Origin of the sequence: Roseateles sp. NT4 (assembly GCF_051857475.1) — a bacterium.
In the GTDB taxonomy this organism is placed as follows: domain Bacteria; phylum Pseudomonadota; class Gammaproteobacteria; order Burkholderiales; family Burkholderiaceae_C; genus Pelomonas.
Genome location: NZ_JBPZGZ010000006.1, coordinates 56270 through 73515, shown reverse-complemented (window position 1 = coordinate 73515; position 17246 = coordinate 56270). Strand labels below are relative to the sequence as shown.

The 17246-nt window shown below is 67.2% G+C and carries 10 protein-coding genes; all 10 read right to left on the bottom strand.

Translation table 11 applies throughout. The annotated features are described in order from the left end of the window. Positions 1 to 29: 29 nt before the first annotated feature. The 10 genes from ACS5PN_RS27630 to xylA all read right to left on the bottom strand — a co-directional run bounded on the left by ACS5PN_RS27630 (position 30) and on the right by xylA (position 17246). Positions 30 to 1592 carry a GH39 family glycosyl hydrolase gene (locus ACS5PN_RS27630; protein ID WP_439467254.1) on the bottom strand — a complete coding sequence of 521 codons (1563 nt, stop codon included), beginning with the start codon at positions 1590 to 1592 and terminating at the stop codon, positions 30 to 32. Next, the gene (locus tag ACS5PN_RS27625; RefSeq protein ID WP_439467253.1) at positions 1589 to 3163 is read right to left on the bottom strand and encodes a family 43 glycosylhydrolase; all 1575 of its coding nucleotides are present in this window, start codon (positions 3161 to 3163) and stop codon (positions 1589 to 1591) included. The genes ACS5PN_RS27630 and ACS5PN_RS27625 overlap by 4 nt, the downstream gene beginning before the upstream one ends. Beyond that, positions 3160 to 4599 (bottom strand): MFS transporter, encoded by a 1440-nt coding sequence (locus ACS5PN_RS27620; RefSeq protein WP_439467252.1) that lies wholly within the window; start codon positions 4597 to 4599, stop codon positions 3160 to 3162. The genes ACS5PN_RS27625 and ACS5PN_RS27620 overlap by 4 nt, the downstream gene beginning before the upstream one ends. Continuing rightward, on the bottom strand, positions 4596 to 6065 hold the full coding sequence (locus tag ACS5PN_RS27615; protein WP_439467251.1) for a GH1 family beta-glucosidase: 1470 nt from the start codon (positions 6063 to 6065) through the stop codon (positions 4596 to 4598). Before ACS5PN_RS27615 ends, ACS5PN_RS27620 begins: the two co-directional genes overlap by 4 nt. Positions 6066 to 6151: 86 nt before the next feature. Then, the gene (locus ACS5PN_RS27610) at positions 6152 to 7510 is read right to left on the bottom strand and encodes a GH1 family beta-glucosidase (RefSeq protein ID WP_439467250.1); all 1359 of its coding nucleotides are present in this window, start codon (positions 7508 to 7510) and stop codon (positions 6152 to 6154) included. Positions 7511 to 7526: 16 nt separating this feature from the next. Beyond that, on the bottom strand, positions 7527 to 8786 hold the full coding sequence (locus ACS5PN_RS27605; protein WP_439467249.1) for a GDSL-type esterase/lipase family protein: 1260 nt from the start codon (positions 8784 to 8786) through the stop codon (positions 7527 to 7529). Positions 8787 to 8788: 2 nt separating this feature from the next. Continuing rightward, positions 8789 to 11056 (bottom strand): glycoside hydrolase family 95 protein, encoded by a 2268-nt coding sequence (locus ACS5PN_RS27600; RefSeq protein WP_439467248.1) that lies wholly within the window; start codon positions 11054 to 11056, stop codon positions 8789 to 8791. A gap of 4 nt (positions 11057 to 11060) precedes the next feature. Then, on the bottom strand, positions 11061 to 12701 hold the full coding sequence (locus ACS5PN_RS27595; RefSeq protein ID WP_439467247.1) for a DUF5597 domain-containing protein: 1641 nt from the start codon (positions 12699 to 12701) through the stop codon (positions 11061 to 11063). Between the two features lie 53 nt (positions 12702 to 12754). Next, positions 12755 to 15760, bottom strand: coding sequence for a TonB-dependent receptor (locus ACS5PN_RS27590; RefSeq protein WP_439467246.1), 3006 nt, complete (start codon positions 15758 to 15760; stop codon positions 12755 to 12757). Between the two features lie 172 nt (positions 15761 to 15932). After that, a complete protein-coding gene (xylA, locus tag ACS5PN_RS27585; RefSeq protein ID WP_439467245.1) occupies positions 15933 to 17246 on the bottom strand; it encodes a xylose isomerase in 1314 nt (437 codons plus the stop codon).

Genomic DNA, 17246 nt, shown 5'->3' with positions numbered 1-17246 from the left:
AAGCAATGCGGCGAGGGCGTGGCGGCGCTTCATGCGTTCACCTTCTGCAGGCTCAGCTGCACGACGTCATGGCTGCGAAGCTTCAGTGTGACGGTGGCCGTGCCGCTGGCGCCGATGCGCAGTTCGCGCTGCATTTCGGGCTTGTCGGTCGTCAACGCCTGCAGTTCTGCGAGCTGCTTCGCATCAAGGTTCTTGGGTGAACCCATCTTCAGATAGGCGGTGTGCGCGTCGTTGAGCTCATAGCCGGTGCGCCGTTGCGTGAGTTGGTAGCGGCCCGGCGGCAGATGCCGCAGCTCGATGGTCGCCGTGCCCACGTCGTGTGAAGGCCGCGGCTTGCCGAAATAGCTGCGATTGCTGACCTGCTGGTCGGGGTTGCGCCAGTCCCAGACCAGGGCCTGGACCTGCTGGCCGTCGGTGGCGGCCCAGGTGAAGCCATCTTTCGCGGGAATCTCCTTGCCTTGGAGGGCCGCGAGATAGCGATAGGCAAACCACACCGGCTTGCGCACGCCCTCGCGCGTCATCAGGCCGAAGCCGCCATGGAAGGGCGCGTCCGGCGGTCCCGGTTCTTCGAAGAGATCGCTGTAGACCCAGTAGCTCATGTGCTGGGCCAGCCCCTGCGACGCCTTCAGCTTGGTCAGCACATAGGCCGCGCTCATGTACGAGTCATGCACGAGGTCGCGCGGGTTGTAGCTGGTGCTCCATTCGGTGAAGAAGAGGGGCAGGCCGGGCAGATGCGAGGCTTCGATTTCCTTGCGAACGCGCTTCACGTCGCCCACGATGGCATCGGGGTTGGGCGACAGCATGCGGTCTTCCTTGCCGAACTCGTCGAGGAAGCCTGCATCCACGCCATAGGTGTGCGTCGTGATGAAGTCCACCGGCGAGTTCGTCGCCTTGGCGTGGGCCAGGAACTCCGGCACCCAGGCCGCGCCAGCGGTGGACGGGCCGCCGACGCGCAGCTGCGGATCGATCGCCTTGATCGCCTTCGCCGTGCGTGTGTAGAGGTCGAAGTAGGCCTTTTGATCCGCCTTTTCCCAGAAGCCGTCGAGGTTGGGCTCATTCCAGACCTCGAAGTACCAGCTGCGCACCTCGGTCGCGCCATAGCGCTGCAGCAAGTGGCGGGTGAAGGCCTCGATCAGTGCGACCCAGCCGTTGGGCTCGGGGTGGGAGGTGTTGCCCTCCCAGTAGAAGATCTTGTTGTCCGAAGTCTTCAGCGCCAGCGGCGTGAAGCCCAGCTCGACAAAGGGCTTGATGCGCCGGGCCAGCATCGCGTCGTAGAGCTTGTCGATGTTGGTGAAGTCGAACACCAGCTGACCACTCGCATCGCGGGTGACGGTCTTGAACACGTCATGAAAGATGGCGTGGAAGCGCAGATAGCGAAAGCCCAGCTCGTCGACGGTCGTCTTCAGCTGGGCCAGCGCGTCCTCGCGGTAGGTGGTGCCGGGATAGTCGGCGCCGACACAGTGGTCGAAGAAGCGGTCCAGCGGCTGCCTGGCCTGGGCCAGATCGAGCACGATGCGGCGCTGGGCCGGCCTGGCGTGAACCGCCAGCGGCAATGCAGCGGCGGCAGCGATGAGTTGGCGGCGAGAAGTCATGCGGTCAGGCCTCGGTAGATGAAGTTGCGGGCGGTCACCTCGCCTGCGCCGGCGCTGAACAGCGCGATGCGCAGGGACACGAAGCCGCCGAAGACGTTGTGGTGCAGGCCCGAGACTTCCATCTGCCAGGGGTGCTGGACCCAGGTTCTGCCGTCGTCCCGCGAGTAGCGGAAGGTGATGACGTTCTCGCGGTTGCTCAGGTGGGTGCGAACCCGGCGCGTGGCCATGGATTCGCGCATCCACGCGTGCTCCTGGCCGTAGCCATAGGTCAGCAGCTGCGTCGTGCTGAAGCCGATGCCGACATGGCCGCGCTCGTCGTAGAACAGGCCCAGGCCGCCATGGCCTTCGCCATTGATCTCCAGCTCGACGCTGCACTCATAGCTGCGATCGCCGGTGATGCAGACCAGCGGCGAGCAATCGGCCAGCGACTTGCCCTTGCCGCGCATCGAGAGGCTGTTGTTGTCCCAGCGCAGGCGCGAGAGTTCATCAGGGCCGGGCGCGTGAAAGGTCCACTGCACGCCCAGGCGGTTGCGCGAGAAGTCGTCTGACAGTGCGGCGCCATTCGAGCTCACCTTCCCACCGCGCGGCTTGGGCAGCGGTCGGTCCAGCGTGCCGCCCTTGGCGCGCGGCCAGCCATCCTTCGTCCACTCGACCGGCTCCAGCAAGGCCTGGCGGCCCAGCGTGCGAAAGCCGTTTTCGTAGCCGTGATAGACCATCCACCAATCCCCCGCCGGCCCTTCGACGAGGCTGGCATGGCCGCGCGACCACCAGGGTTCGCTGGCGCTTTTCGTCCTCACGATGGGGTTGTGCGGGCAATGCGCCCAAGGCCCGTGAACCGAACGCGAGCGGGCGACGGTGACCATATGGCTGGTGGGAGGCCCGGCGGTGCCACCGACGGCCGAGACCAGATAGAACCACTCCCCGCGCTTCAGCAGCTTGGGGCCTTCGGGCGCGAACATCTCGACGACCCAGTCCTTGGGGTACTGCCAGGGCGTCCAGGCCTTGTCTTCCAGCGGGCCGTCGGTGGCCAGGCCATCGTCCATGAGCCGCACGCGGCGGCCGCCGTTGACGAAGAGATAGCGCTTCCCGTCCTCGCCCACCGCATGGCCGGGGTCGATGCAGCCGGGGATCTTCAGGTCGATGGGCGCGCTCCACGGGCCGCGGATGTCGTCGGCATAAATGACGTAGATGCCGGTGCCGGCGTCCTGCAGCACCGGGATGTAGATGAAATATCGGCCCTGATGCTTGATCAGGTCCATGGCCCAGACCGTGCCGATGGGCTGCGTGAGTGCGGCCGTGACAGGCGCCCAGTTCACCAGGTCCGTCGAGTGCCAGAGGACGGCACCGGGGTAGGACTGGAAGGACGAGAACGTCATCCAGTAGTCGGCACCGTCCTTGAGGATGGTGGGATCGGCGTGATCGCCGGGGACGATGGGATTCAGATAGGTCCCGTCGCCGCGATCGGCCCGGCGCTGGCCTTCGATGCCAAGGCCAGCACGCGGCGCTGCGAGCGCCGGCAAGGACGCGCCGGCGAGCGCGGCCTGCACGGCCATGCGACGCGACAACGTCATACCGTGCCCCGCGTGGCTTCCAGCCTGCCGCGGATCTCGAGCATGCGACCTTCCGTCAGCGGGAAGCGCAGGATGGCGATCAGGGCCAGCACCAGGCCGATGACGGGGATGCCCGACAGCAGGATGCGTATCCAGAAGATGGCGTTGGGATCTTGCACGGCCTGCTTGGCGTCGAAGCCGGTGAACTGCAGGATCCAGCCCGAGGCGCCCACGCCCAGGGCGATGCCGACCTTGGAGATCCAGGACTGGCAGGCCGAGAACGAGCCCTCGCGGCGCTGCCCGGTCTGGGACTCGTCGTAGTCGACAACGTCGCCGATGGTGGCGGCATACAGCGTCCAGAAGCCCGCACCCGTGAAAGCCACGAAGCCGCAGGCGAAGAGCTGCAGCACCGGCAGTTCAGGGTCGTAGAGCCACCAGTCGCCGATGAAGGCGCAGATGGCCAGGGCCAGCACGCAGGCCAGGCCGGTGCGCTTGCCCCAGCGGCGAGCGATCCACGAGAAGAAGGGGATGCCGGCGAAGCCGAAGCCCATGCCTGCCAGGCCCATGGCGGTGTTCCATTTCGTCGCCAGCACGACGTCGCCCTTGCAGACGTAGTAGACGGTGGCGTAGTAGCCCAGGGCCCCGACCATGGCCGTGCCGATGCTGTAGGCCAGTGACATGGTCAACACGGCGCGGAAGGGCTGGCAGCGCAGCGTGCGCCACAGCGTGTCGGCCAGCGGGATGCGGGCCTGCGACTGCGACACCAGCTTCTCGTAGTAGCGCTCGCGCACCAGCAGGAAGATGGCGATGGAGACGGCCACCATGATGGCGCCGAGGATGCCGGTGTAGACCTGCGCGCCGCGCAGGATGTCGGGCTTGCCGTCGGCGCCGTTGAAGAGGGACAGGGTCGTGAACTGCGCGGCGAAGAACATCGCCAGCTCGGGCCCCTTCTGGATGGCGTTGCGCACCGCCATCAGGCTGGTGCGCTCGTGATAGTCCGGCGTCATCTCCGCGCCCAGGCTGACCCAGGGCATGTTGAAGCAGCTCATGACCGGCACATAGATCACCATGCTGATCAGCATGAAGACGAAGTACTGCGTGTCGGTCCAGCCCTTGCCGACGGCGAACATCAGCGGCAGGCCGATGCCCGCCAGCACGCCGCCGACGAGGATGAAGGGCCGGCGCCGGCCGTAGCGGCTGCGTGTGTTGTCGGACAGCCATCCGAACACCGCGTCGGAGCCGGCGTCGATGAAGATCTTGATGGCCTGCACCGTCGAGATCAGCCCGGGTGCCACGCCCAGGAAGATGTTGAAGACCTGGAAGGCCAGCGAGGCATAGAGCCAGTGCCCCCACATGTCGAGGACGGAGCCGAGGCCGAAGCCGATCTTCTGCTTCAGCGGCAGGCGGTCGGTGGCAGGCGGCGCGGCCTGCGCCATGTGGAGGGTGCTGGTGTTCACAAGACTTTTCGTTCCCGGATGACGTCGGAGTAATAGCGGGCGGAGAGCTTGGGCGTGCGCACCTGCGTCTCGTAGTCGCAATGCACGATGCCGAAGCGGCGCTGGTAGCCGTCTTCCCACTCGTAGTTGTCGATGAAGGACCACAGGAAGTAGCCCTTCAGCGGCACGCCGTCGGCAATGGCGCGGTGGGCCTCGCGCAGGTGGTTGCGCACGTAGTCGCGGCGGTGCAGGTCCAGCACCTCGCCGTTGACGACGGGCTCCGTGTCATAGCCGCAGCCGTTCTCGGTGATGTAGAGGGCCTGGTGGCCGTAGCACTCGGCGGAGAAGCGCGTGGCCCAGTAGATGGACTGGGGCACCAGGCGCAGCCAGGGGCTGTCGGCGCGCGGGTAGTTGACCGGGTGGGGCAGGGCCTCGTAGGCGGCGCCGTTCCTGCCGGCGCGCACGAAGGTGGCGCTGTAGATGTTGAGGCCCAGGAAGTCGGTCGGCAGGCTGATGAGGGCGAAGTCGCCGGGCTGCACATCGGGCGCGTCGGCACCCACGCGGGCCAGGAAGTTGGCGGTGTATTTGCCGGCATGGATGGCACCCAGCACCTGGGCGTTCCTGTCGATGAACCAGGCCTTGGCGGCGGCGATGTCGGCCGGCGTCTCCGTCACGGGCACTGATACACCGCAGTTGTCGGTCAGGCCCACGACGGCACCCTTGCCGCCGAAGGCCCGCACGGCACGCACGCCGTGTCCGTGGCACAGCAGCGCGTGGTGATAGGTCTGGTTGACGACCTTGGCGCTTTCCTTGCGGCCCGGCGCCTTGCTGCCGGTGCCGTAGCCCAGCAGGGTGAAGCAGAGGATCTCGTTCAAGGTGATCCAGTGCTTGACCTCACCGGCGAAGGCCTGGACGACGGTGTCGGCGTAGCGGGCGAAGGCGTCGACGGTCACGCGCGAGGTCCAGCCGCCGCGCTCTTCCAGGGCCTGGGGCAGGTCCCAGTGGAAGAGGGTCACCCAGGGCTCGATGCCATGCTTCTTCATGCTGGCGAAGAGGCGGCGGTAGAAGTCCAGCCCCTTGGGGTTCAGCGCGCCGTCGCCATTCGGGTAGATGCGCGGCCAGGCGATGGACAGGCGGTACTTCTTGATGCCGAGCGAGGCCATCAGCGCGAAGTCCTCGCCGAAGCGGTGGTAGTGGTCGCAGGCCACGTCCGGCGTGTGGCCCTGGTAGACCTTGCCGGGGATGCGCGCGAAGCGGTCCCAGACGGATTCGCCCTTGCCGTCCTCGAAGGCCGCGCCTTCGATCTGCGCGGAGGCCGCGGCGACGCCGAAGGCGAAGTCGGCCGGGAAGGGGCTGGAGTAAGTCAGCGCTGTCATCGCCGGCGCGGCAGCGCGCTGCCGGGGTGCGGCCCATGCGGCAGGCGCGAGCGCCGGCAGTGTGGCGGTGGCAAGCAGTTGGCGGCGGCGCAGGGGGCGGGTCAGGGTCATGGGGAGTCCTCGTTAGGCCGCGAGGCGGGCGGAAATCCGCTGCGGCGCGAGGAATATAGGCGTCACGGTTTCAGCCCGGTTTCAGGTCAGAGGATGCGGTGCTCGCGGATGACATCGGCGTAGTAATGCGCCGAGAGCTTGGGCGTGCGCAGCTGCGTGGCGTAGTCGCAGTGCACGATGCCGAACCGGCGCTGGTAGCCGTCTTCCCACTCGTAGTTGTCGATGAAGCTCCACAGGAAGTAGCCGTGCAGCGGCACGCCGTCGCCAATCGCGCGGTGGGCTTCGCGCAGGTGGTTGCGCAGGAAGTCGCGGCGGTGCAGGTCCAGCACCTCGCCGTTCACGACCGGCTCGTCGTTGTAGCCGCAGCCGTTCTCGGTGATGTAGAGGCTCTGGTGGCCGTAGCACTCGGCCGCCAGGCGCGTGGCCCAGTAGATGGACTGGGGCACCAGGCGCAGCCAGGGGCTGTCGGCACGCGGGTAGTTCACCGGGTTGGCCAGCGCTTCGAAGGCCGCGCCGTTCCTGCCGGCGCGCACATAGGTGCCGGTGTAGATGTTGAGGCCGAGGTGGTCGGTCGGCAGGCTGATGAGGTCGAAGTCGCCTGGCTGGACCTGAGGCGCATCGGCACCGGCGCGGTCCAGGTAGTCGGCCGGGTAGTGGCCGGCATGCATGGCGCCCAGCACATGGGCGTTCTTCTCCAGGAACCAGGCCTTGGCGGCGGCGATGTCGGCGGGCGTCTCGGTGACGGGGATGCAGACGTCGAGGTTGTCCGTCAGGCCGACCTGGGCACCGGCGCCGCCGAACTCGCGCACCGCGCGCACGCCATGGCCGTGGCAGAGCAGGGCGTGGTGGAAGGTCTGGTTGACGACGGCCGCGCTCTCGGTGCGGCCCGGCGCCTTGGTGCCATAGCCATAGGCCAGCTGCGTGAAGCAGCGGATCTCGTTCATCGTGATCCAGTGCTGGACCTCGCCGGCGAAGGCCTTCACGACGGTGTCGGCATAGCGGGCGAAGGCGTCCACCGTCACGCGCGAGGTCCAGCCGCCGCGGTCCTCCAGGGCCTGGGGCAGGTCCCAGTGGAACAGTGTCACCCAGGGCGTGATGCCATGCTTCTTCATGCTGGCGAAGAGGCGGTGATAGAAGTCCAGGCCGGCGGGGTTCAGCTCGCCATCACCGTTCGGGTAGATACGCGGCCAGGCCAGGGACAGGCGGTAGGCCTTGAGGCCGAGTGAGGCCATCAGCGCGAAGTCTTCGTCGAAGCGGTTGTAGTGGTCGCAGGCCACGTCGAGCGTGTCGCCGTCATGCACCTTGCCGGGCTGGCGGCTGAAGCGGTCCCAGATGGATTCGCCCTTGCCGTCGGTGAAGGCGGCGCCTTCGATCTGTGGGGCGGCGGCGGCGACGCCGAACAGGAAGTCGGCGGGGAAGGGGCTGGAGTAGGTCAGGGAAGTCATGGAGAGGCCGTTGCCGTCAGGGCGCCAGCAGGGGAGTCAAAGTGGTGTCCAGGCTGCGGGCCCAGATCTCGTAGCCGGCCGGGCTGAGGTGCAGCCAGTCCGGCAGGATGTCCTTGGACAGCGTGCCGTCCGGGTTGGTCAGCGCGCGGCCGATGTCGAGGAAGACGACCTGCTTGCCGTCGGCCAGTTGCGGCAGCAGCGCATTGATGCGGGCGTTGTGGCGGCGCATGAGGTCGTCGGGCTTCTCGCCGCGCGGGAACAGGGCCAGCAGCAGCACCTTGGCCTGAGGCTGCCGGCGGCGGATCTCGTCGAGGTTCTTCTGGATGCCGGCGAGGGTCAGCGCCGGGTCCTCGAGGCGGTCGCCGGTGTTGTTGGTGCCGATCATCATGACGACGGCCTTCGGGCTCATGCCGTCCAGCTCGCCGTGCTGCAGTCGCCACAGCAGGTTCTCGGTGCGGTCGCCGCCAAAGCCGAGAGCGACGGCGTTGTACTTGGCGAACGACTGGGCCCAGGCCGCCTTGCCTTCGTTCTCCCAGCCTTGCGTGATGGAGTCGCCGAGGAAGACGAGGTCGACACGCCGGCCGGCCTCGCGGTGGGCCTGGATCTCGGCGAGCTTCTGCTCATGCCGCGGCAGCCACCAGTCCACGGCCCAGGACTCCTGCAGACGCTCGGGCGTGACGGATTGCTTGCGGTAGTCGGGGCAGGCCGTGGTGGCCTTGCCTTGTTTGTTGATGCGCAGCTTGCTGATCTGCAGCTCGCCGCTGCCCGTGCCTTCCAGCGTGAAGGGAATGTCGACGTTGGAGAAGTCGTCGCCCTCGCGCCAGAAGCATTTCAGGGCGAAGGCCATGTGCTGGCGGCCCTTGCCGATCAACTCCCGGCCGGCGAAGAGATAGGGGATCTTGCGCTCGCAGTCCTTGCCGCAGCCGAGCTTGAACTTCATGCCGCCGTGGGCGAGGTCGATGACGTTCAGGTCGAACTCGACGGTGCCTTGGGCGAGATAGGGATTCAGGTCCAGCGGCTTGCCATCCTGCCAGCGCAGCTGGGCGATCCAGCTGTTGCTGAACTGCAGTGTCAGTGTGCCGTCGGCACTACGGCGGGCAGCGACATGGCTGTCCGGCACGCGCGGGTTGGTGGGCTTGGGCACCGTGACGCGGTCGCCAGCGAGCTTGGCTTTGCCTTCGAAATCGGTGACGGCGATGGACCAGCCCTTGTCGAGGTCGAGTGACTGCGCTGTCAGCGGCAGGGCGACGAGGAGGGCGAGAGGGAGGCGATTCATCATCAGTGCAAGGTCCTGGCTTGGCCGGGCTTGAGATTCAGGTCGACGATGCGATCGCCGATGCGCACACGCCCGCCGCCGGCACCGGCCACCGAGCGCACGGTGGCGCTCGTGACGCGACCGCGGGCCCAGGCGATGTCGACCTCGAAGCCGCCGCGGGCGCGCAGACCCTTGACCGAGCCCTCGGGCCACGCGGCAGGCAGGGCGGGCAGCAGGTCGATGACGCCGCCGTCCTGCGACTGCAGCAGCATCTCGGCGATGGCCGCTGTGGCGCCGAAATTGCCATCGATCTGGAAGGGGGGATGGGTGTCGAAGAGATTGGGATAGGTGCCGCCCTGGTGCACCTCGGCGCCCGGTACTGCGGGCTTGGCACCCGGCGTGGCGAGCAGGCCGCGCAGCAGCCGGTGGGCATGGTCGCCATCGCGCAGCCGCGCCCAGTAGGCCATCTTCCAGGCCATGGACCAGCCGGTGCTGACGTCGCCGCGGGCCTCCAGCGTCCTGCGTGCGGCGGCGGCCAGTTCGGGCGTGCGCGCTGGCGAGATCTGGCGGCCGGGGAAGAGGGCGAACAGATGCGAGACGTGGCGGTGGGTGTCGCGTGGTGTGTCCAGCAGCGGGTCCTTCAGTTCGCCCTGCCACTCCAGCAGCTGGCCCCAGCTGCCGATACGCGGGCCGGCCAGGCGGTCGCGGATGCCGGTGGCCTTGGCTTGCGCGTCCTTGTCACCCAGCACCGCCGCGGCCTGGGCCAGGTTGTCGAAGTGGTCCCACAGGATCTGCTGGTCATAGGCCACGCCATCCTGGATGGGCCCATGCTCGGGCGACCAGCCATTGGGCGCATCCAGCCTGCCGTCGGGCGTCTCCTTGAGCCGGTCTTCCCAGAACTCGCCCACTTCCTTCAGCACCGGCCAAGCGGTGTCGCGCAGCCAGGCCTTGTCCTGGGTGTAGGCGTAGTGCTCCCAGAAGTGGCGCGCATACCAGGCATTGCCCGTCATGTTCCACAGATAGCCCATGGCGCCAAAGGGATTGGTCTCGGTGCGCAGCGTCCAGCCGCGCACAGGTTGGCCGTCCCGGGTCAGGAAGGTCTCGATGGGCGGCTGGACGGAGTTGTCCCAGGGTGGGGTCTCGGGTGGCAGCGACTTCGGGTCCTTCAAGGCCTGGGCCGCGCGTTCGGCGATGGGCTTGCGCCACTCGGGAATCAGGCGCTGCACAAAGCGGTGCAGGGGCCGCGCGGCCTCGGCGAGGTGGGTCACCTCGGCCGGCCAATAGTTCATCTGCAGATTGATGTTGGAGTGGTAGTCGCTGTTCCACGGCGGGGTCAGGCTGTCGTTCCACAGGCCCTGCAGATTGGCGGGCAGGGAGTCGCGCGAGCTGCTGACGAGCAGGTAGCGGCCGAACTGGAAGTAGAGGGCCTCCAGCTCGGGGTCGCCGCCGTCCGTGGTGTAGGCGACCAAGCGTGCATCGGTCGTCAACGCGCGGCGCTGGGGCGGCGTGCTGCCGAGGTTGAGCTGCACGCGACCAAGCAGCCGGGCGACATCGCGTTCGTGATCCTCGCGAAGCTTCGACCAAGGCTTGGCGGCAGTAACCTGAGTCTGGACGCGTGGCAGCGGTGGCTGGCCATCGGCAAAGCTGGTGCCGGCGCCGAGGATGAGGGTCAGGGCATGGCAGCCGCGAAAGACCAGGGTGTTGCCGTCGATGGCGACGCTGCCGCCTTCGTTGACCACGCGCAACTGGCTGGCGTAGGTGAGACCGTTGGACAGCGAGCCCACGGCGGTCAGTGTCTGGTTGGCGGCGGAGAGGGCCGCGCCATGCCTGTCGGTCAGCGCAATGCGACCGTTGTAGCGGCCGGGCTGGTCGGCCGTCAGCCGCCAGGCGACGACCTGAGCCGGATGGCTGGCAAGGGCTTCGCGGGCGAAGCGCACGCCGGCCTGTGTGTAGCTGAGACGGTTGATGGCATGCGCGATGTCCAGCTCGCGGCGGTAGTCGCTCACCGGCGCGTCGTCATCCAGTTCCAGCACCACATCACCAAAAGGCTGGTAGGCGCCCATGGCCTGGGTGTCGCCCGTCCACAGCGTGATGTCGTTGAACTGCAGCCGGTCACGCGTGACCTGGCCAAACAGCATGGCACCCAGCCGGCCGTTGCCGATGGGCAGGGCCTGCTGCTCCCAACCCTGGGCCGTGTCCGGCGCGGGTTGGGCATAGCGCAGCACCAGCTCGGCCGCCTGCAGCGGCAGGGCCAAGCCCAGCGCCAATGACAGCAGGACGCGACGCAGCATGGGCTTAACGGGGGCGGCCCATCTTGACCTTGAGCATGACGGGCTCGGCCGGCAGGTTCAGGCCGTAGTCGACCTGGTCGCCGTTCCAGACGCGCTCCATGACCCAGCGGCCCTGGGCGTCGAACCTGCCCTGCTCGGCGCGCAGCATCATGCCTTTCGTGCCCTCCGCCGCCTCCATGCGCACGCGCACCCGTTGGCCGACGAGCAGGAACTCATCCGGCGCGATCTGAGCCATGGCAACGCCGCCATTGGGGTTCTCGGTGCCAGGTGTCGGCTTGGCGAACTCGCCACCCCAGGCGGCTTCGCCGAAGCGGCCGAGGCGGTAGGTCAGCTTGGCCGTCCAACCAGGGAAGTCCAGCTGCTGGGGCTTGCGGTCGTCGGCCTCGCCGATGCCCTGCGTCTTGCCATCGAAGGCCCATTGCGCCCATTGGCGCTGGATGGGCGCGAACATGCGGTAGACCGGCTCGAAGGGCTCGACCAGGGTCTTGTCCGTGGCCGTTGTGCCCAGGGGATGGTTGGTGTAGTTGAAGTAGTCGATGCCGAAGGGCGAGACGCCGATGGCGCCGCGGCCCAGCATGGCGTACAGGAAGCGACCATAGGCCGGCTTGGTGCCGATCTCCGGAATCCACAGCGGGTTGTCGCGGCGGCCGAACAGGCGCAGGTTGGCGTTCACCTGCTCGGAGTCGGGCGTGTAGATATCCGGGCTCGCAATGTCGATGGCCGGTGCGGCGGCCTTGTAGATGTCGATGACGTCCCAGGTCGGGCCACCACTGGCGAAGTCCTTGTTCCAGGGCTTGGGCGGCTGGTCCAGCGGGTTGCGCAGTGCGTTGTTGACATACATGGGCAGGTCGTAGACGGCGCGGCCGGCCTTGGCGATCTCGCCGATATAGCGGGCGATGGCCCACGCATGGAAGTACTCGTCGGCATAAGGGCCGTAGACCTCGCGCCAGTTGCCGGTGGCTGCGGCGACGGGCTTCTTGTGCGCCAGCACGGCGGCCGGCACGGGCTGCTCGAAAGCGGTCTGCGCGGCCGGCGCAAAGTCGCGCACAAGGCCATAGGTACCGACCTCGTTCTCGACCTGCACCATCAGCACGGTGCGGTCCGTCGAGTCGATCTGCTTCAGATGGCCCATCAGCGCGACGAAGGCCTTCTTGTCGGCCTTCAGCGTCTCGCTGCCGAAAGGGCTGAGGCAGTAGCTGGGCTTGCCGTCCTGGTCCTTCATGGCCGGGAAGCGCTCGGGGTTGAGCTTGACCCATTCGGGCGCGTACTGGGCGCTGGTGTTCTTCCACGTGGCGAACCACAGGATGACCAGCCGCTTCTTCTGCTGGCGCGCCTGCTTGACCAGGGTGTCGACGAAGCTGAAGTCGAACTTCCCTTCCACGGGCTCCACCTGTTCCCAGGCCACCGGCATCAGCACGGTGTTGGCCTTGAGGTCATTGGCCGCATCCCAGACCGGCTTCAGCGCGCCGGGGTAGTTGCTGGAGTTGTGGGCCTGGGCGCCGAGGATGAGGAAGGGCTTGCCGTCGACGAGCAGGGCGTGGCGGCCGTCCTGGGAGACGAGGCGGGGCAGTTCGGCGGCCTGGGCCGTGCTCAACAGGCAGGCCAGGACCGCCGCCAAGACCGGGGGAAGGGATGTTGTCTTCATCGGGTTTCCGGAGAAGCCCGACGGCCTGGGCGGCCGCCGGGCGTTGCCAACGCTCAGAAAGAGTAGCTGGCCTGCACCGAGTAGCGGCGGCCGGTGTAGTTCACGCCGCGGGTCATGAAGCCGATGTGCTGCTGCATCAGCTGCCGTGCCAGCGCGTTGTTCAGGTTCTGCCCTTCCAGGCTCATGCTGAAGTTGTCGCTGAAGCGGTAGGTGACGCCGGCGTCGAGCTGGCCATAGGCATCGCTCCAGGTCGGCAAGGCCCAGGCCACGCCGCCACCCGCGTTGGGCAGCTGGCCGTCGCCGCCGTTGGTGCCGTTGACATTGACGCCCTGCAGGTACTTGGATCGCCAGCTGTAGGCCACGCGCGCCGAGACCGGGCCGTAGTCGTACAGCAGGGCCAGGTTGTAGGCGTTCTTGGACAGGTTGATCAGTGGCAGGTTGCCGAAGGTGCGGCCGTCGGTGTCGCAACCGTTGATGTTGAGGTTGAAGTTCTCCGGGCCGGTGCTGGTGCCGCTGCAATAGGCTGACATGACCGGGTTGTAGGGCTTGGTCTTGCTGTCGACATAGGTGTAGTTGGCCTGCACGCCGATGCCCGACAGCCAGCCCGGCAGCATGTCCAGGTAGCGCTGGAAGGCGATCTCCAGGCCGCGGGCGTGGCCCTTGGCGCCATTGACCGGTGAGGTGATGGTGAAGTTGACCGGGTTGCCGGCGCCGTCGCGCAGCGTGGTGGTGGCCGACTGCTTGACGATGACGTCCTTGAGCTCCTTGTCGAACAGCGCGACGGTCAGCGAGCCGGTCTTGGAGAAGTACCACTCGCCGGTCAGGTCCAGCTGGTTGGACTTGACGGGCTTGAGCAGCGGGTTGCCGTTGGCCTTGCCGGTGAGGCTCACGCTGTCGATGACGACGGTGTTGCCTACGGTGTGCTTCTGGGTGTCCAGCGACAGGGCCGTGTAGGCCTGCATGTCGGAGAAGTCCGGTCGCGAGATGGCCTGGGCCGCAGCAAAGCGGAACTGCAGCTGGTCGCTCGCCTTGAGGCGCAGGTTCAGGCTGGGCAGCACATTGGTGTAGGTCTGGCCCGCGTCCAGCGACTTGGCGAAGGCACTGACGGCCGGGATTGGCACGCCACCGACTGCCTGGCCGGGCTGTAGCGTCGGCGCGTTGTTCGTGAAGACCATGTAGCCGGCGGCCTTCATGTCGGTGCGCACGACGCGCAGGCCGACGTTGCCGTCCACCGGCATGGGCTGGTTGTCCCAGCCGAAGCGCAGCTGGCTGTAGACGGCCTGGGTCTTCTCGTGCTGCTCGTTGGTGCCCAGCGGGTCGGTGCCGAAGGTGGCGGGCGCCCAGGTCGCGCAGCCGCTGCTCCAGCCCTGCGCCGCGGCCTGTTCGGCGCAGAGGATGTCGTGGTACTTATGCAGGTCGGCGTAGGTGCCCGGGTAGCCCTGGGCCAGCGACACGGCCGGCACATAGATGCTGGGCACGCTCTGGCCGCCGAAGAAGTTCTTGAACTCGTGCAGCGTGACGGGGGCGTTGAAGCGCGGGTCGTTCAGGCGCGCCACGTGGCTGATGTCCCAACCCTGTTGCCAGGTCTGGGTGATGGCCTGCCAGTTGTAGCTCGGCGTCGAGTTGATGGTCGTCGCGTTGCGGTCGGACAGGCGGATGCCGAAGCGCAGGTCCTGCAGCACGGCGCTGTCGAAGTTGAACCTGGCATCCGCGCGCCAGACCTTGGAGTCGGCCTTGCTGCGGTCCAGGTGTTCCATCGTGAACGCCCAGTAGTAATTGCCCAGGTCTTTCAGGCCGGCCAGGTCGGCCGCGTCGAAGACGACGCGCGGCGTCGAGCCCGACAGGTCCAGCGTTTCCTTGGGCATCTGCAGGCCGGTGGCGACGGTGGAGTCGAAGGCGTTGGTCTTGGACTTGACGATCTGCAGGTCGGTGCTGAAGCTCCAGCGGTCGCTGGCCTTCCACTTCAGGTTCCAACCCAGGTCGCGGGTCTTGGAGTCCCGCGTCATGTAGCGCGTGTCGGCGCCGAAGTTGATGCCGCCGTCGGCCGGGTCGGTCAGCGTGCCGGTCAGCAAGGCGCCGTTGGGGCCGTAAGTGGCGCCGGAGGAGAGTTTCAGGTTGCCCGGGGTGGACTGGGCGAACAGCGCGTTCTCGTCCCAGTGCATGCGGTACTTGGACTCGAAGTAGGTCAGCGAGCTGCTGATGTCGTCCTTCTTCCACTGCAGGGCACCGTAGCTGCCTTCGCGGGTGCGGTCGAAAGTCGAATCGCGCCACTGTGCACCCTTGGGTGCCCAGTGCGTGCCGTCGATGTTGTAGTAGGGCTCGGCCTGCCAGAGATCGGTGCGGGTCGTGGTCTTGCTGCGCGCCAGGCTCAGCAGGGCGCCGAACTCGCCGGCATCGGTCTTCCAGCGGTTGGAGATCAGGCCCGAGGCGGCGGGGCTCCACTTGCCTTGCAGGTCGTTGTAGTTGCCGCCCAGCGTGATGGCACCCTTCAGGCCCTGGTAGTCGAAGGGCATGGCCGTGCGCAGGTTGACCAGGCCGCCGACGGCGCCTTCGACCTGCTCTGCCGACGGGTTCTTGTAGACGTCCACGCCGGCCATCAGCTCGGGCGGCACGTCCTCGAAGTTCAGCGCGCGGCCGCCGTTGGCCGAGAAGGTGTCGCGGCCGTTCACTTCGGACCGCACATAGGACAGGCCGCGGATGTTGACGCTGGAGCCTTCCACCGAGTAGTGCTCGGGGTCGCCCTTGGCCATGGTGCGGTCGATGGTCACGCCGACGATGCGCTGCAGCACCTCGGTGACGGACTTGTCGGGCAGCTTGCCGATGTCGTCGGCATTGACGGAGTCGACGATCTCGTCGGCGTCCTGCTTGATCTTCTGGGCTGACTGGATGGCGGCGCGGCGGCCGCTGACGGTGACGGTCTCGATCTTCTGCGCCTTGGCTTCAGGCGCGGAAGCGGCGGCGGCCGGGGCGGGGGCTGTCTGGGCCCAGGCCATGCCGCTGCAGAGCAGGGCGGCCTGTGCCGCGGCCAGGGATATGGCGGTGCGTTGAAGTGTCTTCACGGGTGTCTCCTCGTTGTGATCTGTCTCTGTGGACTAGGGCTGGTTCGGCGGGAAATCAGTCATCAGCAACATCGCCCGCGCGGACCGGCGCGGCGCTTGCGAAGGCGGGTGTTCTTCATGGCAGCGTTGTCGGCCCGGATGTGCTGAGGTGTGGGGAACCGAAGGGGCGACATCAAGCGCAGAAGCGGTTGACGAGGTTCTCGAAGACTTCCTGGCGGCCCGAGACGGGCGCGACGTCGGTGTTGGTCTCGAGCACCTGGTCGGCGAGGTCGCTCAAGGAGCGGCGACCCTGCAGGATGTCCTGGCCGGCGGCGCTGTCCCAGCCGGCATAACGGCTGTCCACAGCGGCTTTCAGTCGGCCGTCGTTGATCATCTTTTCGGCGATCAGCAGGGCCTGGGCGCAGACATCCATGCCGCCGATGTGGCCGTGGAAGAGGTCGGCCGCGTCGATGGACTGGCGGCGCACCTTGGCGTCGAAGTTCAGGCCGCCCGAGCCCAGGCCACCGGCCTGCAGCACGTGGTAAAGAGCCACGGCCATCTCGGGCACGTTGTTGGGGAACTGGTCGGTGTCCCAGCCCAGCTGCGGGTCGCCGCGGTTCATGTCCAGGCTGCCGAGGATGCCCAGGGCGCCGGCGGTGGCGATCTCATGCTCGAAGCTGTGGCCCGACAGCGTGGCGTGGTTGGCCTCGATGTTGACCTTGACCTCCTTCTCGAGGCCGTAGCGAACCAGGAAACCGTAGACCGTGGCCGTGTCGAAGTCGTACTGGTGCTTGGACGGTTCGCGCGGCTTGGGCTCGATGAGGATGGCGCCCTTGAAGCCGATCTTGTGCTTGTACTCGACCACCATGTCGAGGAAGCGGCCCAGCTGGTCCATCTCCTGGCCCAGGCGCGTGTTCAGCAGGGTCTCGTAGCCTTCGCGGCCGCCCCAGAGCACATAGTTCTCGCCCCCCAGCTTGAGCGTCGCGTCCATCGCATCGCGCACCTGCAGGGCGGCCATGGCGAACAGGGCCGGGTCGGGGTTGCTGGCCGCGCCCGACATGAAGCGGCGGTGGCTGAACAGATTGGCCGTGCCCCACAGCAGCTTGAGGCCGGTGGCCTGCTGCTTCTCGCCGAGCACGTCGACGATGCGCAGAAAGTTGTCGTGGCTCTCGCGCGGCGTGGCGCCTTCGGGAGCGACGTCGCGGTCATGGAAGCAGTAGTAGGGCACGCCGAGCTTGGCAAAGAACTCGAAGGCGGCATCGGCCTTGGCCTTGGCCAGCTCCATGGGCGTGCCACCCTGGAACCAGGGGCGCTCGAAGGTCGCGCCGCCGAAGGGGTCCAGGCCAGTCCACACGAAGTTGTGCCAGTAGCAGGCGGCAAAGCGCAGGTGGTCTTCCATGCGCTTGCCCAGCACGAGGCGGTCCTTGTCGTAGTGCTTGAAGGACAGTTCGTTGGGGCTGTCGGCGCCCTCGTAGCGGATGGGCTGGATGTGTTCGAAGTAGCTCAT

Bases quoted from the DNA above. Each gene is read 5' to 3' on its own strand.
- ACS5PN_RS27630 (WP_439467254.1), bottom strand. From the start codon at position 1,592: ATGACTTCTCGCCGCCAACTCATCGCTGCCGCCGCTGCATTGCCGCTG.
- ACS5PN_RS27610 (WP_439467250.1), bottom strand. From the start codon at position 7,510: ATGACTTCCCTGACCTACTCCAGCCCCTTCCCCGCCGACTTCCTGTTC.
- xylA (WP_439467245.1), bottom strand. From the start codon at position 17,246: ATGAGCTACTTCGAACACATCCAGCCCATCCGCTACGAGGGCGCCGAC.
- ACS5PN_RS27615 (WP_439467251.1), bottom strand. From the start codon at position 6,065: ATGACCCTGACCCGCCCCCTGCGCCGCCGCCAACTGCTTGCCACCGCC.
- ACS5PN_RS27595 (WP_439467247.1), bottom strand. From the start codon at position 12,701: ATGAAGACAACATCCCTTCCCCCGGTCTTGGCGGCGGTCCTGGCCTGC.
- ACS5PN_RS27625 (WP_439467253.1), bottom strand. From the start codon at position 3,163: ATGACGTTGTCGCGTCGCATGGCCGTGCAGGCCGCGCTCGCCGGCGCG.
- ACS5PN_RS27600 (WP_439467248.1), bottom strand. From the start codon at position 11,056: ATGCTGCGTCGCGTCCTGCTGTCATTGGCGCTGGGCTTGGCCCTGCCG.
- ACS5PN_RS27605 (WP_439467249.1), bottom strand. From the start codon at position 8,786: ATGAATCGCCTCCCTCTCGCCCTCCTCGTCGCCCTGCCGCTGACAGCG.